This window comes from Roseateles oligotrophus (assembly GCF_025717515.1).
GTDB classification, from domain to species: Bacteria; Pseudomonadota; Gammaproteobacteria; order Burkholderiales; family Burkholderiaceae_C; genus Paucibacter_A; species Paucibacter_A oligotrophus.
Map to the genome: position 1 here is coordinate 44,865 of NZ_JAJIRN010000013.1, position 24,370 is coordinate 69,234.

Below are 24,370 nucleotides of genomic sequence, written 5' to 3' on the forward strand. Positions count from 1 at the left end.
GGGGTTAGAGGTCAAATCAATCAGACCGCGCGGCGTACCATCATTTCTTTGATCTTGCCGATCGCCTTGGTCGGGTTCAAACCCTTGGGGCAGACATCGACGCAATTCATGATGGTGTGGCAGCGGAACAAACGGTATGGGTCTTCCAGGTTATCCAGGCGCTCGGCGGTCGCTTCGTCGCGGCTATCGGCAATGAAGCGATAGGCCTGCAGCAGACCGGCCGGCCCGACGAACTTGTCCGGGTTCCACCAGAAACTCGGGCATGAGGTCGAGCAACTCGCGCACAAGATGCACTCATACAGGCCGTTGAGCTCATCGCGCTCTTCAGGGAACTGCAGGCGCTCCTTATCGGGCAGCGGCGTGTCGTTGATCAGATAAGGCTTGATCGAGTTGTACTGCTTGAAGAACTGCGTCATGTCGACGATCAGGTCGCGCACCACCGGCAGGCCAGGCAGCGGCTTCAACACGATCACACCGGGCAGCGTGCGCATATTGGTCAGGCAGGCCAGGCCGTTCTTGCCGTTGATATTCATCGCATCCGAGCCGCACACGCCTTCACGGCAGCTGCGTCGGAAGCTCAGGGTCGGGTCTTGCGCCTTCAACTTGCCCAGCGCGTCCAGCAACATGCGCTCGGTGCCATCCAGCTCGACCTCGAGGGTCTGCATATAGGGCTTGGCATCCTTGTCCGGGTCGTAACGGTAGATTTGAAAAGTACGCTTGGTCATATTATTTTTTCCTAGACTCTTAGAAGGTACGCACTTTTGGCGGGATCGATTCCACCGTGAGCGGCTTCAGGTTCACTGGCTTGTAATCCAGGCGATTGCCGTCCGAATACCACAGCGTGTGCTTCATCCATTCGGCGTCGTTACGACCATTCGGATGCTCGGGCGTATCCGCGTAATCGTCGACCGTATGGGCACCACGGCTTTCACGGCGAGCCGCTGCCGATACGATGGTCGCCTTGGCCACCTCCATCAGGTTCTCCACTTCCAGCGCTTCGATGCGAGCGGTGTTGAAGACCTTGGACTTGTCCTTCAAGGTGATGTTCTTGGCACGCTCGGCAATCGCGATGATCTTGCCCACACCTTCGTCCAGGATGGCTTGGGTGCGGAACACGCCGGCGTGATGCTGCATCGCGTTGCGCAAATCGTTGGCCACGTCCTGTGCGTATTCGCCGCTTGTGCTGTCATCCAAACGGGCCACGCGAGCGACCGAGTCGGCGCCAGCATCGGCCGGCAGCGGCTTGTGCGTCTTGCCCTTCAGGCCCGACTCGACAATGTGATTGCCGGCCGCCCGGCCGAACACCAGCAGGTCGAGCAGCGAGTTGGTGCCCAGGCGGTTGGCGCCGTGCACGCTGACGCATGCGCATTCACCCACCGCGTACAGACCGTTGACCACCGCGTTCGGGTTGCCATCCTTGGGCACGACGACCTGACCATAAATATTGGTCGGGATGCCGCCCATCTGGTAATGGATGGTCGGCACGACGGGAATCGATTCCTTGGTGATGTCGACGTTGGCGAAGTTGTGGCCAATCTCGAACACCGACGGCAGGCGCTTCATGATGGTGTCGCCGCCCAAGTGAGTCATATCGAGCTCGATATAGTCCTTGTTCGGACCGCAGCCCCGACCTTCCTTGATTTCCTGGTCCATGCAGCGCGAGACGAAGTCACGCGGCGCCAGATCCTTCAGGGTCGGCGCATAGCGCTCCATGAAACGCTCGCCATTGCAGTTGCGCAGAATCGCGCCTTCGCCGCGGCAGCCTTCGGTCAGCAACACGCCGGCGCCGGCCACGCCGGTCGGGTGGAACTGCCAGAACTCCATGTCTTCCAGCGGGATGCCGGCGCGTGCCGCCATGCCTAAGCCGTCACCGGTGTTGATGAAAGCATTGGTCGAGGCCGCGAAGATGCGCCCTGCTCCGCCGGTGGCGAGCAGCACGGTCTTGGCTTCCATGATGTGCATCTCGCCGGTTTCCATTTCCAGCGCGGTCACACCGACGACGTCGCCGGCCTCATCCTTGATCAGGTCCAGCGCCATCCATTCGACGAAGAACTGGGTCTTGGCCTTGACGTTTTGCTGATACAGCGTATGCAGCATCGCGTGGCCGGTACGGTCGGCCGCGGCGCAAGCGCGTTGCACCGGCTTTTCACCGTAATTGGCGGTGTGACCACCAAACGGGCGCTGGTAAATCGTGCCGTCGGCATTGCGGTCGAAAGGCATGCCGAAATGCTCAAGCTCGTAGACGACCTTGGGCGCTTCACGGCACATGAATTCGATTGCGTCCTGGTCACCCAGCCAGTCCGAACCCTTGACGGTGTCGAAGAAGTGATAGTGCCAGTTGTCCTCGGACATATTGCCCAAAGAGGCGCTGACGCCGCCTTGCGCGGCAACCGTGTGCGAGCGGGTCGGGAAGACCTTGGACAGCACCGCTACGTTCAGACCTGCCAGTGACAGTTGTAAGGACGCGCGCATGCCCGAGCCACCGGCTCCGACGATGACCACATCGAACTTGCGTTTAGGAATCGACTTATTTGCCACCGTCATCACAGTCTCCAAATCACTTGGATCGCCCAACCGGCGCATCCCACCAACCACACCAAGGACGCCACCTGCAAGAACAGGCGCACGCCGACCGGCTTCACATAGTCCATCCAGATATCACGCACGCCGACCCAGGCGTGAAACGCCAGCGACAAAATCGTCACAAACGTCAGCGTCTTCATCCACTGCTGCGAGAAGATCGCCGCCCAATGGTCATAGCCGAGTTCACCCGGCATCAAAAATTGCACCAACACGACGATGGTGAACAGGGCCATCAACACGGCAGTGATGCGCTGAGCCAGCCAATCACGCAATCCGTAATGCGCACCGACGACGATGCGCTTGGAGCCAAAAGTACTCATTCTTGTGTTCTCCGGGTTCTATTCAGTACAAGCCAAACAACTTGGCGGCCAGCAAGATCGTCAGCAGCACGCTGCTGACCAGGGTGAAGATCGCCGAGTTGTGACCCTGCTCTTTGCTGACGCTGTGGGTGGCATCCATCCACAGATGGCGCACACCGGCGATGAAGTGGTGCAAATAGCCCCACAGCAAGCCCAGCACGGTCAGCTTGACGAACCAGGCCGGCACAAAGCCAATGCCGGCCACGAAGGCATTGGTGAAGCTCTCATAGGAGATTTCTGAGGTCAGGCTGTTGTCAAACATCCAGATGACGAAGGGCAAAAGCAAAAACATCAACAGCCCGCTGACCCGGTGCAAGATCGACACGATGCCCGCCGGTGGCAGCCGATACGAGACGATCTGCGTCACATGAATATTGGTAAAGACCGGCCGCTTTGGCCTAGATCCGTTGGTGGTGTCCGTCATACCCAGCCTTTTTTTGTAATCGAATGAAACCCGTGGAGTTTATTGCAATGCAGCACGAAGCTTTGGCAAGACGTACCCACCACGCAACGTGCAAGGATTAGTTAAGTTCATTGCGATAGAAGTGCGTAGCTGTGCAGTACAAGCCGCGGCGCAACTCTACCGCCTTGTCGCCATAGGTGAACGACAGTCGCTCGACGCTGAGCAATGGCGCGCCCAGCGGCACTTGCAGCAAGCAAGCCGCCTCGGCATCGGCGGCAACGGCGCGGATCTTCTCTTCGGCTCGGATCATATGCACGCCGAACTCGGTCTCGAACAAGCCATAAAACGGCCCGCGGTGCAGATTGAGCCGCTCGGTGCTCAAGCCCTTGAACAGATCGCCGGGCAGCCAAATATCATCCAGCACCACCGGCACGCCCTTGCTGCTCAAGATCCGGCGCACCTCGATCATCGGGTCACCGGTGCGTAGTTGCAGCGCCCGGGCAATCGCCGCCGGCGCACGCTGGCGGCGGCAATCCAGCAATTGCCGCTCAAGCGACTCCGAGCCCTCATCGGGCATCAGACGCAAGAACCGATACTGAACTTTTTGTTCGGCATGGGTGGCGACAAAAGTGCCCCGCCCTTGCCGGCGCACCAGCAAGTTCTCGGCCGCCATCTCATCGACAGCCTTGCGCACCGTGCCCTGGCTGACACCAAAGCGCTTGGCCAGATCCAACTCACTGGGAATCGCCTCGCCGGCCTTCCATTCACCCGACTGCAAGCTGGCGATGATCAAGGCCTTGATTTGGGCGTACAAAGGACTGAACGACGGCGAGGCCGCGCCATCGGCGCGCACGGTGTCTTCAGCAGAAATGGAGCGAGATGAGCCTGACATGACAGACATTGCAGCACATGCGGCCGACAGCGTCCACTCAGACAGATCAAGAATACGAATGATGTCTTATATAAGACATAAGACGCTCAGCTTTTCGAGAAAATTGGTGATAATTGGCGATCAAAGCAAGGCCGCAGCGAGCGCCAAACTAGGGGATAGCCCTGAGTCTGGCCTACACTTGCGGCGCGCCCATGGGCTTGGCCCATGGGCAGACCGAATTTGTCCCTATATTCAACACTCTCGGAGCACCACACATGAGCAAGAAACCCGTTCGCGTTGCCGTCACCGGCGCTGCTGGCCAAATCGGCTACGCCCTGCTGTTCCGCATTGCCTCCGGCGAAATGCTGGGCAAGGATCAACCCGTCATCCTGCAATTGCTGGAAGTGCCGGTCGAAGGCCCGCAAAAAGCGCTCAAGGGCGTGATGATGGAACTGGAAGACTGCGCCTTCCCGCTGCTGGTCGGCATGGAAGCTCACAGCGACCCGATGACCGCCTTCAAGGACACCGACTACGCGCTGCTGGTGGGTTCGATGCCGCGCAAGGCCGGTATGGAGCGTGCCGAGTTGCTGGCCATCAATGGCCAGATCTTCACCGCACAGGGCAAGGCCTTGAATGCTGTCGCTTCGCGCAATGTCAAGGTTCTGGTCGTCGGCAACCCCGCCAACACCAATGCCTATATCGCGATGAAGTCGGCGCCAGATCTGCCGGCCAAGAACTTCACCGCCATGCTGCGCCTGGATCACAACCGCGCCGCGTCGCAAATCGCTGCCAAGACCGGCAAGCCCGTTGCTTCGATCGAGAAGCTGGCCGTGTGGGGCAACCACTCGCCCACCATGTACGCCGACTACCGCTACGCCACCATTGACGGCGCCTCGGTGGCTGCCATGATCAACGACCAGGTCTGGAACAAGGATGTTTTCTTGCCCACCGTCGGCAAGCGCGGCGCAGCCATCATTGAAGCACGCGGCCTGTCCTCGGCCGCCTCGGCCGCCAACGCCGCCATCGACCATATGCGCGACTGGGCCTTGGGCACCCATGGCAAATGGGTGACGATGGGCATCCCTTCGAATGGCGAGTATGGTATCCCCAAGGAAATCATGTTCGGCTTCCCGGTCACCTGCGAAGGCGGCGAATACAAAATCGTCGCCGGCCTGGAGATCGATGCGTTTTCGCAAGAATGCATCAACAAGACCCTGGCCGAATTGCAAGGCGAACAAGAGGGCGTCAAGCACCTGCTGTGATAGACAGTTAGCCCGGAGTCATTGACTCCGGCCAGACTGATCGTTGAGCAAGCAATCAAGGGGTTGGCGTGAGCACATGCCGACCCTTTTTTTCTGAATGAGCCCCATCGTGAGTCAAGCCCTTCACCCAAAACAGGCGCTGTTCGAAGACGGCGATGTCGCCACGGCCTTGCCGGTGGTTGACCACTACTGCGGCATCGAGGCCCGCATGAGCAAGAGCCTGGAGTTGCAGGCTCAAATGGGGCCGGTGTTTGACATCACGCTGGATTGCGAGGACGGCGCGCCGATTGGCGGCGAGGCCGAGCATGTGTTGCTGGTCAACGCGATGCTTGCCAGCACCAACAACCGCTTCGGCCGCGTGGGCGCGCGCGTTCACCCCTTCGGGTCGCCTGCATTTGAGGCCGATGTCGATGGGCTGATCGCCAAATCAGGCGAGCGCCTCGCCTACCTGATGCTGCCGAAACCGCGCAGCACCGCCGATGTCAGCGAAGCCTGCCGACTCATCGACGCCAGCCTGCTGCACCATCGCATCGCGAAACCCTTGCCGATTCATGTCTTGATCGAAACCCATGGCGCTTTGCGCGAGGTGCAGCAAATTGCCGCCCACCCGCGCATCGAATCACTCTCCTTCGGCTTGATGGACTTTGTCTCCGCGCATCGCGGCGCCATCCCCAGGCACGCACTGAGTTCCGAAGGCCAGTTCAGCCACCCCTTGGTCAGGCGCGCCAAGCTGGAGATCGCGGCGGCGGCGCACGCCTTCGCCAAGACGCCGTCGCATTGCGTCGTTACCGAATTCAAGCATCCGGCCGCCATTGAGGCTGCGGCCGCCCGCGCGGCGCGCGAGTTCGGCTACACCCGCATGTGGAGCATTCACCCAAGCCAGATTCAACCCATCATCGACGCCTTCGCGCCCAGCGTGGCCGAGATCGACGAGGCAATAGCCATCATTCACGCCGCCATGGCCGCCAACTGGGCGCCGATTCAGCATCACGACACCTTGCATGACCGCGCCAGCTACCGCTATTTCTGGCAAGTACTCGAGCGCGCTCATCGCACCGGCCAGGCCTTGCCCATCGAGGTGGAGTTGGAGCTATTCGGCGCCCCCTAATGCAATTGCTTACACACGCAAGCCACAAAACTGACCAACACTTGTCCTCGTCAGCATTAAAAGTCGCCGCATGGCCCGACAATCAATTCATCCCGAACTCGGAAGCTCATTCCATGCAATCCTCAAGCCCCTCGCTCAAGTCGACTCTCATTGTTTGCGCCTTGGCCTTCGCGGCCAGCAGCGCTTGGTCGGCCGCTGCCGAAACCAGCAAGCCAAAGAACCGGGTCGCCGCCAAGGCTACCGCCGCTCTGAAGGCCCCGGCCCCTGAACCCGAGGACACCACGCCGCTGAACGAAGAGCAAATGGCGCTCAGCCCACTGGTTCATGCGGGTGACGCCAACTGCGAGTTCAAGAACAAGGTCACCATCACGCCAGACGCCGATCGCCCCGGCCGCTTCCGGCTTCAGTTTGGCAAACTGGTGTTCAATATGGCGCCAGAGCCCACCACCACCGGCGCAGTGCGCCTGGAGGACAAAAGAGCCGGCGTGGTGTGGCTGCAGATTCCGACCAAATCAATGCTGATGAACAACAAGGTCGGTCAACGCATGGTGGATTTCTGCATGCATTCGGCGCAAGTTTCCGAGGCTCAGACCGCCGCACTGGCCGGCGCCATTGATGACGGCAATGCAAAGCCTGCCGGCAATGGATTGACCACCGAACCAAAAGCCAAGCCCTGAGTTGCACCCGATCCTGGCGGGTGAGTTCGCGGCAACAATGACTCTGGCTTTCGGTCACCGATTGGCGCTGATCCACGCACAGTACGCCGCAAAAAGTACGTATAATCAATGCATACTCTCTCCCTCAGGAGGTTCAGCATGGAAGCAACTGTTGCCGAACGCGGCCAAATCACCTTGCCCAAAGCCGTCCGAGACGCCCTTGGGCTCAGCAAGGGTTCGACGCTGAAGGTGGAACTCGACGGCGCGCGCATCATCTTGCGCAAGAACGTCGATGACGCCATTTCGAGAGCGCGCGGGCGCTTCAAACTGCCTGAGGGCACGAGCTCGGACGATGTGATGCGCGACTTGCGTGGCCGGGCTCCCGGAGACCCGATCGCCGAATAATGCGACGCAGCCGACCATGATTGCCGTTGACACCTCTGTTTTGATCGACCTGCTGGGTGACGATGCCCGCGCCGACGCTGCCGAAGCCTGCCTGCGCCTGGCGCTGAGCTCCGGTCCGGTGGTGGTCTGTGATGTGGTCGTCAGCGAAGTGACGGCCGGCTTGGGTCACGGCTCCGAAGTGATGGACGTGCTGGAAGAAATGGGCCTGCGTTTTCAGGCATTAGACCAGCGCGCAGCCATTCGAGCCGGCGAAATGCAGCGCAAATACAAGCAGCGCTTGCGTGAAAGCAGCAGCACCCAAATTTCTCAGCGCACGATCCCCGACTTTTTGGTCGGCGCCCATGCCATGCTGCAATGCGACGCGCTGCTGACGCGCGACGAAGGATTTTTTCGCGACTATTTCAAAGGGCTGAAGGTCATCACGCCGACCTTGCCCTGATTTTTTCCTGTCCCTTATCCAACCTCATAGCAAGCTCTGGAGAGAACGACCATGCTGCAAGCCTACCGCCAACATGTTGCCGAGCGCGCCGCCCTTGGCATTCCGCCACTGGCCCTCGACGCCAAGCAAACCGCCGACCTGATCGAGTTGATCAAGACCCCGCCCGCCGGCGAGGGTGAGTTCTTGATGGATCTGTTGACGCACCGCATTCCGCCAGGCGTCGACGACGCAGCCAAGGTCAAGGCCAGTTTCTTGGCGGCCGTTGCTCACGGTGACTTCGACGTTAGCTTGATTTCCAAGGCCCGCGCCACCGAATTGCTCGGCACCATGGTCGGCGGCTACAACGTCAAGCCCTTGATCGACCTGCTGGACGACGCGGAAGTGGCCGCCACGGCCGCAGCCGCGCTGAAGAAGACGCTGCTGATGTTCGACTTCTTCCACGATGTGAGCGAGAAGGCCAAGGCCGGCAATGCGCACGCCAAGGACGTGATCCAGAGCTGGGCCAACGCCGAGTGGTTCACCACCCGCCCCGAAGTTGCCCAGAAGATCACCGTCACCGTCTTCAAGGTGACCGGCGAGACCAATACCGACGACCTCTCTCCTGCCCCGGATGCCTGGAGCCGCCCCGACATTCCGCTGCACTACCTGGCGATGTTGAAGAATGCCCGCCCCGGCATAACGCCCGAAGAAGACGGCAAGCGCGGCCCGATGAAGTTCATCGAGGACCTCAAGGCCAAGGGCCATCTGGTCGCCTATGTCGGCGATGTGGTCGGCACCGGATCGAGCCGCAAGTCGGCCACCAACAGCGTCATCTGGGCCACCGGCGAAGACATTCCTTTTGTGCCCAACAAGCGCTTTGGCGGCGTCACTTTGGGCGGCAAGATCGCACCGATCTTCTTCAACACGCAAGAAGACTCGGGCGCGCTGCCGATCGAGGTCGATGTGTCGGCCTTCAATATGGGCGACGTGATCGATATCTACCCTTACGAAGGCAAGATCGAGAAAGACGGCAAAGTCGCCGCCTCCTTCAAGCTCAAGAGCGATGTGCTGTTCGACGAAGTGCGTGCCGGTGGCCGCATCAACTTGATCATCGGCCGCTCGCTGACTGCCAAGGCACGTGACTTCCTCGGCCTGCCTGCCGCCACCACCTTCCGTCTGCCGACCGCCCCGATCGCGACCAAGGCCGGCTTCACGCTGGCGCAGAAGATGGTCGGCCGCGCCGTTGGCCTGCCAGAGGGCCAAGGCGTTCGTCCGGGCACCTACTGCGAGCCACGCATGACGACCGTCGGCAGCCAAGACACCACCGGCCCGATGACCCGTGACGAGTTGAAGGATCTGGCTTGCCTGGGCTTCAGCGCCGATCTGGTGATGCAGTCCTTCTGCCACACCGCAGCCTATCCAAAGCCGGTCGACGTCAAGACCCACCGCGAACTGCCCGCCTTCATCAGCAGCCGTGGCGGCGTGGCGCTGCGCCCGGGTGACGGCGTGATCCACAGCTGGTTGAACCGCCTGCTGCTGCCCGACACCGTCGGCACCGGCGGCGACAGCCACACCCGTTTCCCGATCGGCATTTCCTTCCCCGCCGGCTCCGGTCTGGTCGCCTTCGGCGCCGCCACCGGCGTGATGCCGCTGGACATGCCCGAGTCGGTGCTGGTGCGCTTCAAGGGTCAGATGCAGCCCGGCATCACGCTGCGCGACCTGGTCCATGCGATCCCGCTGTACGCGATCAAGGCCGGTTTGTTGACCGTCGCCAAGGCTGGCAAGATCAATGAATTCTCGGGTCGCATCCTCGAAATCGAAGGCCTGCCGGACCTCAAGGTCGAGCAAGCGTTCGAGCTGAGCGATGCGTCGGCCGAACGTAGCGCAGCCGGCTGCACCGTGCACCTGAACCCCGCGCCAATCAAGGAATATCTGACCAGCAATATCGTGCTGATGAAGAACATGATCGCCGACGGCTACCAGGACAAGCGCACGCTGGAGCGCCGTATCGCCGCGGTCGAAGCCTGGCTGGCGAAGCCACAGTTGATGGCCGCCGACAAGGACGCCGAGTACGCCCATGTGATCGAGATCGACCTGGCCGACATCAAGGAGCCGATCCTGTGCTGCCCGAACGATCCGGACGATGCCAAGTTCTTGAGCGAAGTGGCCGGCACCAAGATCGACGAGGTCTTCATCGGTTCTTGCATGACCAATATCGGTCACTTCCGCGCCGCCTCCAAGCTGCTTGAAGGCCGCCGCGACATTCCCGTCAAGCTGTGGGTCGCGCCGCCAACCAAGATGGACGCCTCCGAGCTGACCAAGGAAGGCCATTACGGCACCTTCGGCGCGGCCGGCGCGCGCATGGAAATGCCCGGTTGCAGCCTGTGCATGGGCAATCAGGCGCAGGTGCGTGAAGGTGCGACGGTGGTCTCCACCAGCACCCGCAACTTCCCGAACCGTTTGGGCAAGAACAGCAATGTCTATCTGGCCTCGGCCGAGTTGTCGGCGATTGCGTCCAAACTGGGTCGTATTCCAACGGTCGCCGAGTACCACGCCGATATGGGCGTGATCAACAAGGACAGCAGCCAGATCTACAAGTATTTGAACTTCGATCAGATCGAGGAATACTCGGAGACTGCCAAGGGCGTACAAGGCTGAGTGCCTGACTTTGAGGGTTGATAGCCAATTCGATCAACTCTGCTTGGCTCAAATATAGAGGCTCGCCGGAAAATCGGCGGGCCTTCTATTTTTTCGAGCGCCTCACTTCAAGCCAGACTTCAGCGGCGGCGGTCGGCCAGATAGTCCGCGCCCGGCACGCCCAACGGTAACCGTCCGGTGAACACGACTTTTTTCAATCCGACCTGACTGCAAGACTCAAGTCCACGCAGCAATTGCTAGACAGAGGTCACGGACAAGGGTGGGGAGATTGACCACTTTCAGCAGAAGCTCCGTATTTGCCGCATTAGCGCATGCGACTCCTGACTCAGGCATCTCGACCGAGGACAATGGCTCGCCATGAACGATCAAGAAATTGCCGCCTTCTTTCAGACCCTGCGACGCGCCAACCCTTCGCCGCAGACCGAGCTGGAATATGCGAGTGTCTTCGAGTTGCTGGCTGCCGTTTTGCTGTCGGCCCAAGCCACCGACATCGGCGTCAACAAAGCGACTCGACGCTTGTTCCCGGTCGCGAATACGCCGCAAAAAATCCTCGCCTTGGGCGAAGCGGGTCTGAGTGAATACATTCGCACAATCGGCCTGTACCGAAGCAAGGCCAAGCACCTGATAGCGACCTGCCGGATCTTGGTCGACAAGCATGGGGGACAGGTTCCGAACAAGCGGGCAGATTTGGAGGAGCTTCCCGGCGTGGGCAGAAAGACCGCCAATGTGGTTCTCAATGTCGCTTTTGGCCAAGCAACGATGGCCGTCGATACTCATCTATTTCGCGTCAGCAATCGTACCGGCTTGGCGCCAGGCAAGACGCCGCTGGCGGTCGAGTTGGGTCTGCTCAAGCGAATCCCCGCTGAATTCATGGTCGACGCACACCATTGGCTGATCTTGCATGGCCGCTATATCTGCAAAGCCAGACAGCCACTCTGTGGAAGTTGCGCGGTAGCTTCTCTATGCGATCACGGTCGCCGCCTACAATCCCCTCCTGCCTAGCCGCCGCGGGACGCCATGCCAAGCCTCAATGACCTGATCGATCGTGTCGAGCGAATTTTGATTCGCCACGATGAACTGAAACGAACCAATGCACTGCTGCAAGAGCAAGTGCAGACCCTCAGCCAAGAGCGCGACAGCCTGCGCTCGCGCCTGAATGCCGCCCGTGCCCGCATCGACGTCCTACTTGAACGACTGCCGGTCGACAGTGATTCCGGAAAGAACTCTCAATGAAGCAAATGGAAGTGACCATCATGGGACAGAGCTATTTGCTCGGTTGCCCCGAGGGTGGTGAAGCCGCTTTGACCAAGGCGGTGTCACAGGTTGACCGCGAGATGAGCGCCATTCGAGACTCGGGTCGTGTCAAAGCGCGCGAGCGCATCGCCGTGCTGGCCGCCTTGAACCTGGCCTATCAGTTGGCCGAGGGCGGCCCGGCCGCCAATGCGCAAAGCAAGTCACGCCCGGTCGCGGCCGACAATTTACCCGACCTGGAAAGCCTGATGCGCCGGCTCGACGAAGCCCTCGGGCACGACGGTCAATTGCTCTGACTTCTCTGATTCTTTTGCACGCAGCAGAACGGTCACCCTGCAGGCCGTAGAATCCACAGCGTCCACTGTGTTCGCGTGAGTTTTATATTTCCTTGAACCAATGCTCTATGAGCACGGGCTTGGAACATCGCCTGGCAAGCGTGATCGTCTCGCGTCAGATGAACCCAATGCTTGGCTGACCTCGCCCACCTGAACCCCCGGTTCAGGAATGCGGCTCACGGTTCACGGTGGACACCTTCTTTTTGCCGTACACAGATGGCCCTGAGCGTAAGCCCTTGAACTACTGGTTGATGAAGTCAGAGCCCGGCGAGTGCTCGATCGATGATCTGGCCGCTGCCCCGGGGCAATCTCTACCTTGGACCGGTGTGCGCAACTACCAGGCACGCAATTTCATGCGTGACCAGATGCGCATCGGCGACGGTGTGTTGTTCTATCACTCATCCTGCCCCTCACCCGAACAAATCGGGATTGCCGGCTTGGCTCGAGTGGCCAGCAAACCCTATCCGGATGCCAGTCAGTTTGACCCCGATGGGCATTACTACGACGCCAAATCCAAGCCCGAGGCACCGCGCTGGATGCTTGTTGATATCGCCTTTGTTCGCAAGACCAAGCTATTGAGTCGAGCCGCTCTGCGCGCCGACCCGGCATTGCGGAACATGCTTGTGTTGCAACCCGGTAGCCGCCTTTCCATCACGCCTGTTACCGCGCAGGAATGGGACCATTTGCAGGCAGTCTTGCCCGAGCAAGGTTAGTTGACAAAGGGGATGGCAGCCAACACGACCTGATTGCCACCGCGGCGCTGCGCCTCTTGTACAGCCGCTTCGCTGGCCGCCAGAAGCTCTTCTTGCTTGGATGCTGTGTGCGGGAAACTGCATACCCCCATCGATATGGACAAGCCCATATCCACTCCATTCAGCACAATGATCTGAGCGGTGCACTGGCGTCGCAATTGCTCCATGCGCGCGTGCGCGGTGGCCAAACCCACTCCCGACAACAGCACAGCAAACCGGTCTTCGGCAATTCGACAGGCCGCATCCATTGACCGCGTGTTGGCGCGCAACATTCGCCCCATGCCTTCCAGCAAACGCAGATTAGCCTCCTCCCCCATAGCCCTGGCGGCCTCAGGCGCGGGATCCAAGGCAATGATGACCAAAGCGAACTCACGGTGCTCGCGCGTTGAAAGATCGATTTCGCGAAGGAGTTGATCATCAAATTGCGCACGCAAATACAGGCCCGATAAATCATCTCGCCCACTGCCTTGCTGCAACTCACGGCGAATCTGCTCGATAGTTTTTTGCTGCTGTTCGATTTGCTGCAAGGCGCGCTGCAAATGGGATTCCCGATGACGCTCTTCGGTGCGCTCACGCCAGACCGACAAAATATGCTCAGGCCCCAAAGGCGCCCTGGTAACGGTGAACTCACGTCGGCGCCCCGCCAACTCCAGCCGATGTTCGCTGACGACCATGGTTCGCTGCGCCATCACCGATTGCTCAACCCGGCGCATGCCAATCACTTCATCTGAACGCATCAAATCGTTGTCAATACTGCCGGCAACCGGACCTTTGCCAAACACATGATCCAAACCGGGGCTGGCAAAGACATAACGCCCAGTCACCAGAGACTTGACGGCGACAAAAGAATCCAGCGGCTCGATCAAGCTCAACAACACCGACCCCAGCTCCGGCAACAAACCTGCCTGACTGCTTAGCCAATGCGCAAAACTGCCCTGCTTGGGCGATGAATCGTCATAGGGATCGGATGAAGTGTCCATGAACTCTCAGTCAAACTTGAAGCAGTCACTGCCGAAAATTCTTCACTTGGCAGCCGTCCGGGAAATGTAGAGGGCATTTTCACGCACCGACAAGGGGTTTCCCCCGCGAACTCAACCATTCCCCCTAGATTGGCTCTCGCGTCAATGCTATCCAAGAACACCCAGATCTATACCGCACAGGGTTGCAATTATCTATTCCAAAATCAAAGGCATTGGCCGTCTGCATGGTTTTTCATTGCCGCCGCCATCTTTTAGTTCGCCAAACTTTGAAATTCAAGCTCGCGGACCTGCGGGACAATCAAGCCTGAAGCGCCACTCGGGCGCCGCTTGATAGATCGAAAAACATGCAAATCTTTGACTTGGTCATCATTGGCGCCGGCGCCGCAGGACTGTTTTGCGCCGGGCTGGCCGGTCAGCGTGGGCAGCGCGTGCTGTTGATCGACCATTCCGAACGGTTGGCCGAGAAGATTCGCATCTCGGGTGGCGGGCGATGCAACTTCACCAACCGGGATGTTGGGCCAGCCAATTTCCTGTCGGAGAACCCGGCCTATTGCCGCTCGGCATTGGCCCGCTACAGCAGCCAAGACTTCGTTGCGTTGGTTCAAAAGCACGGCATCCGTTTCCATGAAAAGCACAAGGGCCAGTTGTTTTGCGACGACTCAAGCGAGCAAATCATCCAAATGCTGCTCGCAGAATGCGATGCCGGCGGCGTTCAACGCTGGCAACCCAGCACCGTGGCCGATGTGCAAACCCCACCGGAAGGTGACAGCGAAGGCGCGGGCTTCACACTTGAAACATCGCGTGGCGTTGTCAAGACCAAAGCGCTTGTGGTGGCAACCGGTGGTCTCTCGATTCCCAAAATCGGCGCCTCCGACTGGGGCTTGCGTCTGGCTAAACGGCTGGGCCACAACATCATCGAGCCGCGTGCCGCGCTGGTGCCATTGACCTTCGATGCCGATGCTTGGGCGCCGTTTTCGGCGCTCTCGGGCCTATCCCTTCCGGTTATTGTCAGTACCGGCAAAGGTAAAGCTCGCGGGCGTTTTCTGGAGGATTTGCTCTTCACCCATCGAGGCCTGAGCGGGCCGGCTATTTTGCAGATATCCAGTTATTGGCAAGAAGGCGAAAACCTGCAAATTGACCTAGCTCCGGATCTGGATCTAGTGGCCAAGTTGATGGAGGCCAAGAGCGACTCACGTCGCCAACTCGGCAATGAATTGGCGAGCCTGTTTCCGCAACGTTTGGCGCAGGCCTGGCTGGATAGACTCGGCTTGAGCGGCAGCCGCCCCATGCCGGAATGCAAAGACCGCGATCTGCAAAGTCTCGCCGGCCAACTGCAGGGCTGGCAACTAACACCAAATGGAAGCGAAGGTTGGCGCAAAGCCGAAGTGATGCGGGGAGGCGTTGATACCCGCCAACTGAACTCACAAAACATGCAGAGCAAACGCGTACCGGGCCTCTATTTCATCGGTGAAGTTGTGGATGTCACAGGGTGGCTAGGGGGTTATAACTTCCAATGGGCTTGGTCCAGTGCGGCGGCTTGCGCAAGATCATTAGGCGCAAATGTTTCAAACGATTGAAATTCAGGCTACAATCGCTGTCTTTGCTGGCAAACCCTGCGCCTCGATTCGCAACATTTTCTGAAGCGGATTCCGGATAAGCCGTTTCAGGCACTGAATTCAAAGCTGCATACAAAGACGCAGTGCGAATGAAGTGAATGACGAACACCGAGCGCATATTGAAGGAACTACCTTTTCATGACCACGATTCGCGTCAAAGAGAACGAGCCATTTGATGTGGCTCTGCGCCGTTTCAAGCGCACTATTGAAAAACTCGGCTTGCTGACTGACCTCCGCGCCCGCGAGTTTTACGAGAAGCCAACGGCTGAGCGTAAGCGCAAGAAGGCTGCGGCCGTCAAGCGTAACTACAAGCGTATTCGCAGCATGCAGCTGCCCAAGAAGCTGTTCTGATCGTCGTCTAGAGATCTGATGCTTCGCGCGGGCTCCCCAGCCCTCGCAGCAGTCGAATTAAATAATTTGACCGCTGCGAAAAGCGCCCAGAAAGAGCCCGCACAGGACGCTGTAGCGGGCTTTTTCTTTGCCTGCGCCACAATCAGCTCCGAAAATTACCCATTGAAACTCTCGCCCTGCCAAGCCAAGGATTCAACATGAGCCTGAAAGACCGTATTACCGAAGACATGAAAACCGCGATGCGCGCCAAAGAAGCAGACCGGCTGACCACCATCCGAGGCCTGCTCGCCGCCATCAAGCAAAAAGAAGTCGATGAGCGCGTGGTCGTGGATGACATCGGCGTGATCGCCATCGTCGACAAGCTGATCAAGCAGCGCAAGGACTCCATCACTCAGTTCACCGCCGGTGGCCGCCAGGATCTGGCCGACAAGGAAGCGATCGAACTGAAGGTGCTTGAGGTCTATTTGCCGCAACGCATGGACGCCGAGGAGGTCAAGGCGGCGGTCGGCGCCATCGTTGCGGAACTTGGCGCCAAGAGCGCCGCCGACATGGGCCGAGTAATGGCTGCCGTGAAGGCACAGCTGAGTGGCAAGGCCGACATGGCCCTGGTCTCGGCCGCCGTCAAGCAGGCATTGAGCCACTGAGTCGATTCAGCTCTGGCTTAGGCTCCTCAGCCCTATTGCCGGCAAACCTGAACACCCAGGGATAACTCTCCTAGGACTTGCCCTAGGAGAGGCTGATTGTTCAGGATCAATTCAGCCCTGTTCTCATACATTGCGTCAAGTGTCGGCATTAGCCTTGCCGACCGAGTCATCGCATTCGTAAAAGACAACAGGAGCTCAAGGTGCACGCCCTACTCAAAATTTCCAGGCTGATAGACGGCATGAGCCGTTTCATCGGTCGCTGGGTCATCTGGCTGATCCTCGCCTCAACACTGATCAGCGCCGTCAACGCCATCGTCCGCAAGGCCTTCAACTACAGCTCCAACGCCTTCTTGGAGATGCAGTGGTATTTGTTCGCCGCCTCCTTCTTGCTGGCAGCCGGCTTCACGCTGCTGAACAACGAGCATGTGCGCATCGACGTGGTGGTTGGGCGCTTCTCCAAGCGCACCCAGACCTGGATCGACGTGTTTGGCTTCGTCGTCTTCCTGATGCCGGTGTGCGCCACCATCATCTATCTCGGCACCCCCTTCTTCTTGCAAGCCTTGCGATCGGGCGAGATATCGACCAATGCCGGCGGCCTGATCCTGTGGCCTGTCTATGCCTTGATCCCGCTCGGTTTTGGGCTGTTGATGCTGCAAGGCTTCAGCGAGTTGATCAAGCGCCTGGCATTTCTGCAGGGGCTGATTGACGACCCGACGCTGAAGCCGGTTGCCAAGACGGCCGAAGAAGAGCTGGCCGAGGCGATCCGCTTGGCCGCCGAACAAAAGAAAAACTAAGGGAGCCCGGGAATGGAATTTTTAACCCAAAATTTGGCCCCCATCATGTTCGCGGGACTGATCGTCTTCTTGCTGATGGGCTTTCCGGTGGCATTCAGCCTCGGCGCCTGCGGCCTGTTCTTTGGTTTCGTCGGCATTGAACTGAATGTCTTGCCGGCTTCGCTGATGCAAGCACTGCCACTGCGTATCTTCGGCATCATGAAGAATGACACGCTGCTGGCCATCCCCTTCTTCACCTTGATGGGTTTGATACTCGAGCGCTCTGGCATGGCGGAGGACTTGCTGGACACCATCGGGCAGTTGTTCGGCCCCATCCGCGGAGGCCTGGCTTTCGCGGTGATTTTTGTCGGCGCCTTGCTGGCCGCCACCACCGGCGTGGTCGCCGCCTCGGTGATCTCGATGGGCTTGATCTCGCTGCCCATCATGCTGCGTTATGGCTACGACAGACGGATTGCTTCCGGGGTGATTGCGGCCTCCGGCACCTTGGCTCAAATCATTCCGCCATCCTTGGTCTTGATCATCTTGGCCGACCAATTGGGCAAGAGCGTTGGCGATATGTACAAGGGCGCCTTTCTGCCGGGCTTCATCCTGACCGGCCTCTACGTTGCCTACATCATCGGGATTGCCATTTTCAAACCCAAATGGGTCCCGGCCTTGCCACTGGAAGCGCGGTCCATCCGAGAAAGCAATGGCGATTCCGGCCTGCGCTCCCTGGGCCTATTGACCCTCGCCTCGCTTGCAATTTCCGTCTACTTCGCTCAGAACTACGCCCAAATCACCAGTTACTTCAAGGGTGAGGTCATCACCAGCATGCCCACCGATGAAACCATTGTGGTGGCGATGTCGGTCGGCGTTGGCGTAGCCTTCATTGGCTCGGTGGTGAACAAGCTGCTGGGTCTGAACCTGTTGTCAAAGATGGCCGAGCAGGTGACCTTTGTGTTGATCCCGCCGCTCGCATTGATCTTCCTGGTATTGGGAACGATTTTTCTGGGCATCGCCACGCCGACAGAAGGTGGCGCGATGGGCGCTTTGGGTGCTTTCCTGATGGCCGCAGCGCGCGGTCGAATCAGCTACAAACTGCTGACTCAAGCTCTGACCTCAACCACCAAGCTGTCTTGCTTTGTGGTCTTTATCTTGGTCGGCTCGACCATCTTCAGCCTGTCATTTCAAGGCGTGGATGGCCCGAAATGGGTTGAGCATCTATTGAGCAGCCTGCCCGGGGGGCAGATCGGATTCCTGATCTTCGTGAATATCCTGATCTTTGTGCTGGCCTTCTTCCTCGACTTCTTCGAGTTGTCCTTCATCGTCGTGCCCTTGCTGGCGCCGGTGGCCGAAAAACTGGGCATCGACCTGATTTGGTTCGGCGTGCTCTTGGGCGTCAATATGCAAACCTCCTTCATGCATCCGCCGTTTGGCTTCGCACTGTTCTACCTGCGCAGCGTGGCTCCCTTGACGGAATACATCGACAAGCTCACCGGCAAGAAAATTGCCCCCGTCACGACCGGGCAAATCTACTGGGGTGCCGTCCCATTTGTGATCATTCAGGTCATCATGGTCGGCTTGATCATTGCCTTCCCCAATCTGGTATCGGGCGGCTTAGGCAAGGTGGCCGAGGTAGACAGCAGCAATGTCGTGATCGAAGCGCAACCGCAGTCGGACAAGGCCGATGCCACCGAGATGGACGGCAACAAGCTGTTCGGCCCGGCCGACCCACCGGCCTCGGCGGTAGATCCCTTGGAAGCTGCAGCACAGGACAGCAAGAAGTAGTTCCGGGAAGGCGTTGACTCACAAAAAGGCCGCAGCAGACTGCGGCCTTTTTTTTTCGCCTGAGTGACACGCGAACAAGCTAGCCCAGAGTGCGCCATGGGCATTGGCGACCAGCCCTTGATTCAATACTGAGCGCTAAGGGAATCTGACATACTGAAACCCTCAAGCTCTTTCAACTCACCGCTCACCAAACAAGCCCCATCCCTTCGATTGCTTTTCGGGTTTAAGGTTGACTAGTTCATGACGAATTCAGTCGCTCACATGAGCGGCCACGAGGCATCCGTCCCTGGACCGCAACCCCTGCGCCAACGCTTGGTATTGCGCCTCCAAAGCCTGTCGATCGCGCTGATCGTCAGTGTGCTGTTGAGCACGGTAATCACCGTCGTGCTCAGCATATTCGCCTGGTTTTTCTATCAATCCGAACGCGCAGCACGGATCGAGCAGTTGCACCGCACGATTGAACTACAGGCCAAACAACTCGTCATTGCCTTGCAGCAGCCTGTATGGGGTTACGACGAGACACAAATTCATAGCCTGTTGCTGAGCGGGATGAACAACGTCAACCTGCTGGGGATAGAGGTCAGAAGCCAGATCAAAACGGGCCAGGAGCAAGGCCAGCGCCTCTACCAGATTGGGCGCGATGAGCAGGGTATCGCCCGGCCAGACGCGGCCCTCGCCCCAACGCCGGAGCTATTGACCGAACAGCACCCCATCCTGATTGATGGCAAGGAAATCGCCAAAGTCAGCCTCTTTGCGTCCTACCGCTTTGTGCATCAGGAATTGCGGGAACGCCGCAACGGCATCTTCGCAGGCATCATCGTGCTGGATCTGACCCTGGTTGGCGCCGTCTACCTTTTACTCCGCTCGCTGATGCTCTTGCCGATCAAGCGTATCGAGCTGTTCGCCGCAGCGATTCGCTCCGGTGCAGGCGAAACCGACAGACGCTCCGAGCCCATCTTCTTCGGCGAATTAAAAGCCCTTGACCAATCGATTCGGGCCATGACCACCCTGCTGGATAGGCGGTTGCAGGAAACTCGCGCGGTCGAGGAGCGGCTGAAGATGGCCACGCGGGCGGCCAGTCTGGGGATTTGGGACTGGAATATCCAGACCAATGTGCAGCTCTGGGATGACGCGATGTACTCGATGTACCGTCTGTCGCGCACCAGCTTTGATGGCAGCTACCAGTCCTGGTTGGACACCTTGCTGCCCGAAGATCGCCAAGCGACGATGGCCGCTTTCGACAAGGCCTTGGCCGGTGACTATGAGTACGAAGGCGAATTCCGTATCACCCGGCCCGACGGCTCGCTACGCCATCTGCGCAGCGCGGCGCTGATCTTCCGCGATGCCGACGGCAGGGCGATTCGCATGGTCGGCGTCAGCCAAGACATCAGCGAGCGCAAGACCGCCGAGATCGAACTGGAACAGCACCGCCATCACTTGCAAGACTTGGTGTTGGCTCGCACCAGCGAGTTGTCGGTGGCGATGGACGCTGCATATGCCGCCAACCGCGCCAAGAGCATTTTCCTCGCCACCATGAGCCACGAGTTGCGTACCCCCTTGAACTCGGTCATCGGTTTCTCACGCATGATGGCCGAATCAAGATCGATGTCGCCCGATGACAAGCGCAATCTCGAACTCATCCATCTCTCCGGCAAACATCTATTGCACCTGATCAATGACATTCTGGAACTCTCCAAAATCGAAGCCGGACGCACCCAGCTGCGGCCGACTCTGACCGGACTGCCGCAAATACTCCGCGAAGTCTGCGATCTGATAGGAGTGCGGGCCCGTGAAAAAGGCCTGACGCTTAGCCTGAGAACCGAGGGCCTCCCGGCGCACATCCGTATCGACCCCGACAAGCTCCGTCAGGTGCTGTTGAACTTGTTGTCCAACGCCGTCAAATTTGTTGAACAGGGCTCGATCGAATTGAGCGTGAGCTTCAGCCCAGCGGGCGATGGCCATGGCCTGCTGAAATTTGACGTTATTGATACCGGTTTCGGCATTTCTGCAGCGGACATCGAGCACATCTTCGAACCCTTTGTGCAAGTCCAAGGCCCGCATAGCAGCGAAGGCACCGGGCTAGGCCTGTCCATTTCGCGCCAGTTCGTGCGCCTGATGGGCGGCGAGCTGAGCGTGCAATCGCAAGCAGGTCTGGGGTCAACCTTCAGTTTTACCTTGCCGGTCGAGCTGGGCGAGCTGAATCCGGGCCCCGCGCCGGCCGCATGGCCACTCAACTCGCTGGACTCGCCGACCGCCCTCACCCTCGCCAGGCCGCCGCATTTCGGACAAGGCAGGCGTGTGTTGCTGGTCGATGATCTCGATGAAGGACGGCGCCTGTTGCGCGCCATTCTGGAACCACTGGACTTCAAACTGAGCGAGGCCGCCGATGGCCGGCAGGCACTTGAGGCCGTCGCTTTGGAATGCCCGGACCTCGTCTTGATGGACCTGCACATGCCGGGCATGAACGGCCTGGAAGTGATCCGCGAAATCCGCCGCGATGCGCAACTGCAGGCTCAGCCCCGCATCGTGATGGTGACCGCTACGGCCTTCGATGAACAGCGCATGAATGCCTTGGCCGCAGGGGCCGATGACTTTTTAGTCAAGCCGCTCGACCAGGACGCACTGTTCGCGGTTTTGGAGGACCAGTTAGGCCTGCAAGCAAGCTCGAACGAACACCAACTGATTGCGAGCAGCCGGCGCAGCCTAAGCTCCGGCGACTTGGCGAGGCTGGCGCCGGAGCAACGCCAGCAGCTGCGGCGAGGCCTGCAAGAACTCGACCGGGCACAGGTGGACGGCCTGCTCCAAGAGTTGGCGGCCCGAAGCCCAGCCGATGCGGATCTGTCTTCCATGATCAGTGAAATGCTGGCCCACTATCAGCACCCCGAACTCTGCGCGCTGATCGATGCGTTGGAACAACAAGGCACTGCATGACGGATACAAATCGAAGCTCCGAGGGCGAGGTGCTGGTGGTCGAGGACACTCAGGCATCACTCAAACTACTGTCTGACCTGCTACGCGCGGCCGGCTACCAAGTACGCGAAGCTCCCAATGGCGAATTGGCCCTGTGGAGTGCCAACGCCCGCCCACCGGAGCTGATCCTGCTTGATGTCAGGATGCCAGGCATAGACGGGTTGGAGGTCTGCCGCCGCCTGAAGCAAAACCCCAGCCTCTGCGAGGTTCCGGTGCTCTTTCTCTCCGCTCAGCATGATGCCGAGGACAAGCTTGCCGGATTCAAGGCAGGCGCCGTCGACTTCATTGCCAAACCCTACCAGGCCGAGGAGGTGTTGGCTCGTACCCGCACCCACCTGCAACTGGCCCGCACCCGCAAGGCCTTGCAGAGCCGCAATCAGGAACTCGGTACCGCACTGCAAGCCCTGAACGAAGCTCGCGAAGAAGCCCGCCGGACCGAAAGCATGGCTGCCCTCGGGTCGATGGTGGCGGGCATTGCCCATGAGATGAACACCCCGATCGGCAACAGTTTGCTGGTTGCCAGTGCGCTGGCCGGCCAAGCCCGTGATATGGCCCGCGATGTGGCCCGCCTCATGAGCGAGCAACAGCCGCCGGCGTCGACGCCTATTCCAAAAGCTTTCGTGGACTTCATTGCCGACACCCAAGACGGCTGCAGCCTGGTATTGCGAAACCTTGAGCGTTCCGCCCAGTTGATCGCCACCTTCAAAAAACTGGCTGCATCACCGCTCAATCTGCGGCGCAAGAATTTCGAATTGGATCACTACCTGGTCGAGTTGCTGGACGCAAAGCAGAGCCAACTCGAGAAGCATCACGTCAGCCTTCGCTTGAATCTGCAGCCAGGATTGCATATGGACAGCTACCCGGAAGCGCTGGGCGAGGTCATCACAGAATTGCTCGGCAACGCAATTTTTCACGCGTTCGGCTCGGCTGGCGGGCAGATTGAAATCTCGGCCCTAACCAGCGATGAGATCGACCCGCTCAGTCCACTGAGCATCCTTGTTCGCGACAACGGCGCCGGCATTGCCAGCGAGCATCTTGATCGTGTATTCGTCCCCTTCTTCACCACCAAGATAGGTCAGGGACGTAACGGCCTGGGCCTCAACATCGTGCAAAACCTGCTTAGAAACGTGTTGGGCGGAGGCATTAGGGTAGAAGCCTCCATGGGGCAAGGGAGTTGCTTCGCGATGCAAATCCCGCGTCAAGCGCCACCAGTTGGCTAGTCCTTCGGCTAATGAGCTAGCAAGCTTTTGACCGCAAGCCTGAGCACTTTCGTTTCGTGCAAAAACGCAGCAGGTCGCAGCCTCCGGAAAGCCTTGCTCCATTTGCTAGCGAGTCAGTTTTTTCTCCAAACTCTCTATTCGCTTCGTTCGGAACAGTTCTTCGTAGCCCTTGTTGAACTCGTTCATCAACTCCTGTGCATTCGGAGCTTTCTTGGAAACAACAAAAAAGATCGGCACGCTCCAGAACATCTGATTTTGAATCTCCAGTTGCCGGGCTGTTTCCAAGTCAAGCTCGGTCGCGATTAAAAACCGAGCGACCGACGCCTCCAATGGAAATAGATCAATTCTCTTCAGTGCGAGCATTTTCAGCCCACTGACATCGCCAACAGTAATTTCGGATGCAATCAGCTTTTGCGACTGCATGTCCGCAAGCGCCTGAGAGTAGAAATTACCTCGCGTAAAACCGATTCGCTTGTGCGCGAGATCAGCGAGTGAGGCCCACGCAACTGGTTTATCGATGTGTTGAACAAACACCATGCGATAAACATAGATCGGCTTGCTGGAGTACAGCAGTGCCGCATCTCGTTCATCGTTGTGAGCCCAGCCGAAACTTGCCTCGTAAGTTCCGTTCATGGTCCCGACGATGGCCCGATTATTGGGAACCCATTCGATCGAAATATCCAAATTCCGGGCTTTGAGCGCCTCGGCCACAATCTCGGTCAGAGCGCCGCCACCAAGCGCTGCTTGCACTTTGAAAGGTGGGTATTCGCCAATAGCGACGCGCACCGTTTCAGCGCGCGTCGGCGTTGCGAATACGAACGAGGCCAGGAACAGCATTGATCCGAGCCAGTGCCAGCGTGTGTTTACTGCCATGAAATTTCAATTAAGCGCCAAAAATCCAAAATCAGAAAAAAATAAACAAAATCAAAAAAATATTCCCTACATTCAGAAAACACTCACTCAGCCA

General features: G+C 58.8%; 24 protein-coding genes and 1 other RNA gene. 18 read left to right on the top strand and 7 right to left on the bottom strand.

The genetic code is table 11. The features are described 5' to 3' along the window. Positions 1-20: 20 nt before the first annotated feature. The 5 genes from LNV07_RS24320 to LNV07_RS24340 all read right to left on the bottom strand — a co-directional run bounded on the left by LNV07_RS24320 (position 21) and on the right by LNV07_RS24340 (position 4,237). A complete protein-coding gene (locus LNV07_RS24320) occupies positions 21-725 on the bottom strand; it encodes a succinate dehydrogenase iron-sulfur subunit (protein WP_263573801.1) in 705 nt (234 codons plus the stop codon). Between the two features lie 19 nt (positions 726-744). Continuing rightward, positions 745-2,544, bottom strand: coding sequence for a succinate dehydrogenase flavoprotein subunit (gene sdhA / locus LNV07_RS24325; protein ID WP_263573802.1), 1,800 nt, complete (start codon positions 2,542-2,544; stop codon positions 745-747). Continuing rightward, positions 2,544-2,903, bottom strand: a complete 360-nt coding sequence (gene sdhD / locus LNV07_RS24330) for a succinate dehydrogenase, hydrophobic membrane anchor protein (RefSeq protein WP_263573803.1) — start codon at positions 2,901-2,903, stop codon at positions 2,544-2,546. Before sdhD ends, sdhA begins: the two co-directional genes overlap by 1 nt. Positions 2,904-2,925: 22 nt before the next feature. Beyond that, entirely contained in the window at positions 2,926-3,366 is a 441-nt protein-coding gene (gene sdhC, locus LNV07_RS24335; protein ID WP_263573804.1) for a succinate dehydrogenase, cytochrome b556 subunit, read from the bottom strand. A gap of 97 nt (positions 3,367-3,463) precedes the next feature. Beyond that, a complete protein-coding gene (locus tag LNV07_RS24340; protein WP_263573805.1) occupies positions 3,464-4,237 on the bottom strand; it encodes a GntR family transcriptional regulator in 774 nt (257 codons plus the stop codon). Positions 4,238-4,491: 254 nt separating this feature from the next. Between LNV07_RS24340 and LNV07_RS24345 the strand changes: the two genes are divergently transcribed. The 11 genes from LNV07_RS24345 to LNV07_RS24390 all read left to right on the top strand — a co-directional run bounded on the left by LNV07_RS24345 (position 4,492) and on the right by LNV07_RS24390 (position 13,022). Then, positions 4,492-5,478, top strand: a complete 987-nt coding sequence (locus LNV07_RS24345) for a malate dehydrogenase (RefSeq protein WP_263573806.1) — start codon at positions 4,492-4,494, stop codon at positions 5,476-5,478. Between the two features lie 109 nt (positions 5,479-5,587). After that, positions 5,588-6,586: an HpcH/HpaI aldolase/citrate lyase family protein gene (locus tag LNV07_RS24350; RefSeq protein ID WP_263573807.1), complete on the top strand. Its 999-nt coding sequence runs from the start codon at positions 5,588-5,590 to the stop codon at positions 6,584-6,586. A 113-nt stretch (positions 6,587-6,699) separates the two neighbouring features. Beyond that, positions 6,700-7,263, top strand: coding sequence for a hypothetical protein (locus LNV07_RS24355; protein WP_263573808.1), 564 nt, complete (start codon positions 6,700-6,702; stop codon positions 7,261-7,263). Between the two features lie 138 nt (positions 7,264-7,401). Next, the gene (locus LNV07_RS24360) at positions 7,402-7,647 is read left to right on the top strand and encodes an AbrB/MazE/SpoVT family DNA-binding domain-containing protein (protein WP_263573809.1); all 246 of its coding nucleotides are present in this window, start codon (positions 7,402-7,404) and stop codon (positions 7,645-7,647) included. A 16-nt stretch (positions 7,648-7,663) separates the two neighbouring features. Next, positions 7,664-8,086 (top strand): type II toxin-antitoxin system VapC family toxin, encoded by a 423-nt coding sequence (locus LNV07_RS24365; RefSeq protein WP_263573810.1) that lies wholly within the window; start codon positions 7,664-7,666, stop codon positions 8,084-8,086. Between the two features lie 51 nt (positions 8,087-8,137). Further along, entirely contained in the window at positions 8,138-10,723 is a 2,586-nt protein-coding gene (gene acnB / locus LNV07_RS24370; RefSeq protein ID WP_263573811.1) for a bifunctional aconitate hydratase 2/2-methylisocitrate dehydratase, read from the top strand. A 357-nt stretch (positions 10,724-11,080) separates the two neighbouring features. Beyond that, entirely contained in the window at positions 11,081-11,725 is a 645-nt protein-coding gene (gene nth, locus LNV07_RS24375; protein WP_263573812.1) for an endonuclease III, read from the top strand. Between the two features lie 15 nt (positions 11,726-11,740). Beyond that, on the top strand, positions 11,741-11,956 hold the full coding sequence (locus LNV07_RS24380; protein ID WP_263573813.1) for a cell division protein ZapB: 216 nt from the start codon (positions 11,741-11,743) through the stop codon (positions 11,954-11,956). Continuing rightward, positions 11,953-12,270: a cell division protein ZapA gene (locus LNV07_RS24385; RefSeq protein ID WP_263573814.1), complete on the top strand. Its 318-nt coding sequence runs from the start codon at positions 11,953-11,955 to the stop codon at positions 12,268-12,270. The genes LNV07_RS24380 and LNV07_RS24385 overlap by 4 nt, the downstream gene beginning before the upstream one ends. A gap of 59 nt (positions 12,271-12,329) precedes the next feature. Beyond that, a non-coding RNA gene (gene ssrS, locus LNV07_RS25645) (6S RNA) lies at positions 12,330-12,505 on the top strand. A 40-nt stretch (positions 12,506-12,545) separates the two neighbouring features. Further along, complete coding sequence (locus tag LNV07_RS24390; RefSeq protein ID WP_263573815.1) at positions 12,546-13,022, top strand: EVE domain-containing protein; 477 nt, start codon at positions 12,546-12,548, stop codon at positions 13,020-13,022. Here the strand turns inward: LNV07_RS24390 and LNV07_RS24395 are convergent. Then, entirely contained in the window at positions 13,019-14,041 is a 1,023-nt protein-coding gene (locus LNV07_RS24395) for a GGDEF domain-containing protein (RefSeq protein ID WP_263573816.1), read from the bottom strand. The two genes, LNV07_RS24390 and LNV07_RS24395, sit on opposite strands and share 4 nt — an antisense overlap. A 344-nt stretch (positions 14,042-14,385) precedes the next feature. Between LNV07_RS24395 and LNV07_RS24400 the strand changes: the two genes are divergently transcribed. From LNV07_RS24400 to LNV07_RS24430, 7 genes are all read left to right on the top strand, one after another. Further along, complete coding sequence (locus LNV07_RS24400) at positions 14,386-15,618, top strand: BaiN/RdsA family NAD(P)/FAD-dependent oxidoreductase (RefSeq protein WP_263573817.1); 1,233 nt, start codon at positions 14,386-14,388, stop codon at positions 15,616-15,618. A gap of 177 nt (positions 15,619-15,795) precedes the next feature. Continuing rightward, positions 15,796-16,008, top strand: a complete 213-nt coding sequence (gene rpsU, locus LNV07_RS24405) for a 30S ribosomal protein S21 (protein ID WP_105262375.1) — start codon at positions 15,796-15,798, stop codon at positions 16,006-16,008. 197 nt (positions 16,009-16,205) lie between these two features. Next, on the top strand, positions 16,206-16,652 hold the full coding sequence (locus LNV07_RS24410) for a GatB/YqeY domain-containing protein (RefSeq protein WP_263573818.1): 447 nt from the start codon (positions 16,206-16,208) through the stop codon (positions 16,650-16,652). A gap of 200 nt (positions 16,653-16,852) precedes the next feature. Next, positions 16,853-17,446: a TRAP transporter small permease subunit gene (locus tag LNV07_RS24415; RefSeq protein WP_263573819.1), complete on the top strand. Its 594-nt coding sequence runs from the start codon at positions 16,853-16,855 to the stop codon at positions 17,444-17,446. A 12-nt stretch (positions 17,447-17,458) separates the two neighbouring features. Beyond that, complete coding sequence (locus LNV07_RS24420; RefSeq protein ID WP_263573820.1) at positions 17,459-19,213, top strand: TRAP transporter large permease; 1,755 nt, start codon at positions 17,459-17,461, stop codon at positions 19,211-19,213. A 240-nt stretch (positions 19,214-19,453) separates the two neighbouring features. After that, the gene (locus tag LNV07_RS24425) at positions 19,454-22,144 is read left to right on the top strand and encodes a PAS domain-containing hybrid sensor histidine kinase/response regulator (RefSeq protein ID WP_263573821.1); all 2,691 of its coding nucleotides are present in this window, start codon (positions 19,454-19,456) and stop codon (positions 22,142-22,144) included. After that, on the top strand, positions 22,141-23,403 hold the full coding sequence (locus LNV07_RS24430; protein WP_263573822.1) for a sensor histidine kinase: 1,263 nt from the start codon (positions 22,141-22,143) through the stop codon (positions 23,401-23,403). The genes LNV07_RS24425 and LNV07_RS24430 overlap by 4 nt, the downstream gene beginning before the upstream one ends. A gap of 105 nt (positions 23,404-23,508) precedes the next feature. Here the strand turns inward: LNV07_RS24430 and LNV07_RS24435 are convergent, their stop codons facing one another. Next, the gene (locus LNV07_RS24435) at positions 23,509-24,276 is read right to left on the bottom strand and encodes a substrate-binding periplasmic protein (RefSeq protein WP_263573823.1); all 768 of its coding nucleotides are present in this window, start codon (positions 24,274-24,276) and stop codon (positions 23,509-23,511) included. Positions 24,277-24,370: the final 94 nt, after the last annotated feature.

What these genes read in the sequence shown, in the direction of transcription:
- LNV07_RS24345 (WP_263573806.1), top strand. Translation starts at nt 4,492, where the DNA reads ATGAGCAAGAAACCCGTTCGCGTTGCCGTCACCGGCGCTGCTGGCCAA.
- rpsU (WP_105262375.1), top strand. Translation starts at nt 15,796, where the DNA reads ATGACCACGATTCGCGTCAAAGAGAACGAGCCATTTGATGTGGCTCTG.
- sdhC (WP_263573804.1), bottom strand. Translation starts at nt 3,366, where the DNA reads ATGACGGACACCACCAACGGATCTAGGCCAAAGCGGCCGGTCTTTACC.
- LNV07_RS24430 (WP_263573822.1), top strand. Translation starts at nt 22,141, where the DNA reads ATGACGGATACAAATCGAAGCTCCGAGGGCGAGGTGCTGGTGGTCGAG.
- sdhA (WP_263573802.1), bottom strand. Translation starts at nt 2,544, where the DNA reads ATGACGGTGGCAAATAAGTCGATTCCTAAACGCAAGTTCGATGTGGTC.
- LNV07_RS24385 (WP_263573814.1), top strand. Translation starts at nt 11,953, where the DNA reads ATGAAGCAAATGGAAGTGACCATCATGGGACAGAGCTATTTGCTCGGT.
- LNV07_RS24380 (WP_263573813.1), top strand. Translation starts at nt 11,741, where the DNA reads ATGCCAAGCCTCAATGACCTGATCGATCGTGTCGAGCGAATTTTGATT.
- nth (WP_263573812.1), top strand. Translation starts at nt 11,081, where the DNA reads ATGAACGATCAAGAAATTGCCGCCTTCTTTCAGACCCTGCGACGCGCC.
- LNV07_RS24425 (WP_263573821.1), top strand. Translation starts at nt 19,454, where the DNA reads ATGACGAATTCAGTCGCTCACATGAGCGGCCACGAGGCATCCGTCCCT.
- LNV07_RS24355 (WP_263573808.1), top strand. Translation starts at nt 6,700, where the DNA reads ATGCAATCCTCAAGCCCCTCGCTCAAGTCGACTCTCATTGTTTGCGCC.
- LNV07_RS24365 (WP_263573810.1), top strand. Translation starts at nt 7,664, where the DNA reads ATGATTGCCGTTGACACCTCTGTTTTGATCGACCTGCTGGGTGACGAT.
- sdhD (WP_263573803.1), bottom strand. Translation starts at nt 2,903, where the DNA reads ATGAGTACTTTTGGCTCCAAGCGCATCGTCGTCGGTGCGCATTACGGA.
- LNV07_RS24400 (WP_263573817.1), top strand. Translation starts at nt 14,386, where the DNA reads ATGCAAATCTTTGACTTGGTCATCATTGGCGCCGGCGCCGCAGGACTG.
- LNV07_RS24340 (WP_263573805.1), bottom strand. Translation starts at nt 4,237, where the DNA reads ATGTCAGGCTCATCTCGCTCCATTTCTGCTGAAGACACCGTGCGCGCC.
- LNV07_RS24435 (WP_263573823.1), bottom strand. Translation starts at nt 24,276, where the DNA reads ATGGCAGTAAACACACGCTGGCACTGGCTCGGATCAATGCTGTTCCTG.
- LNV07_RS24420 (WP_263573820.1), top strand. Translation starts at nt 17,459, where the DNA reads ATGGAATTTTTAACCCAAAATTTGGCCCCCATCATGTTCGCGGGACTG.
- LNV07_RS24395 (WP_263573816.1), bottom strand. Translation starts at nt 14,041, where the DNA reads ATGGACACTTCATCCGATCCCTATGACGATTCATCGCCCAAGCAGGGC.
- LNV07_RS24410 (WP_263573818.1), top strand. Translation starts at nt 16,206, where the DNA reads ATGAGCCTGAAAGACCGTATTACCGAAGACATGAAAACCGCGATGCGC.
- LNV07_RS24320 (WP_263573801.1), bottom strand. Translation starts at nt 725, where the DNA reads ATGACCAAGCGTACTTTTCAAATCTACCGTTACGACCCGGACAAGGAT.
- LNV07_RS24360 (WP_263573809.1), top strand. Translation starts at nt 7,402, where the DNA reads ATGGAAGCAACTGTTGCCGAACGCGGCCAAATCACCTTGCCCAAAGCC.
- acnB (WP_263573811.1), top strand. Translation starts at nt 8,138, where the DNA reads ATGCTGCAAGCCTACCGCCAACATGTTGCCGAGCGCGCCGCCCTTGGC.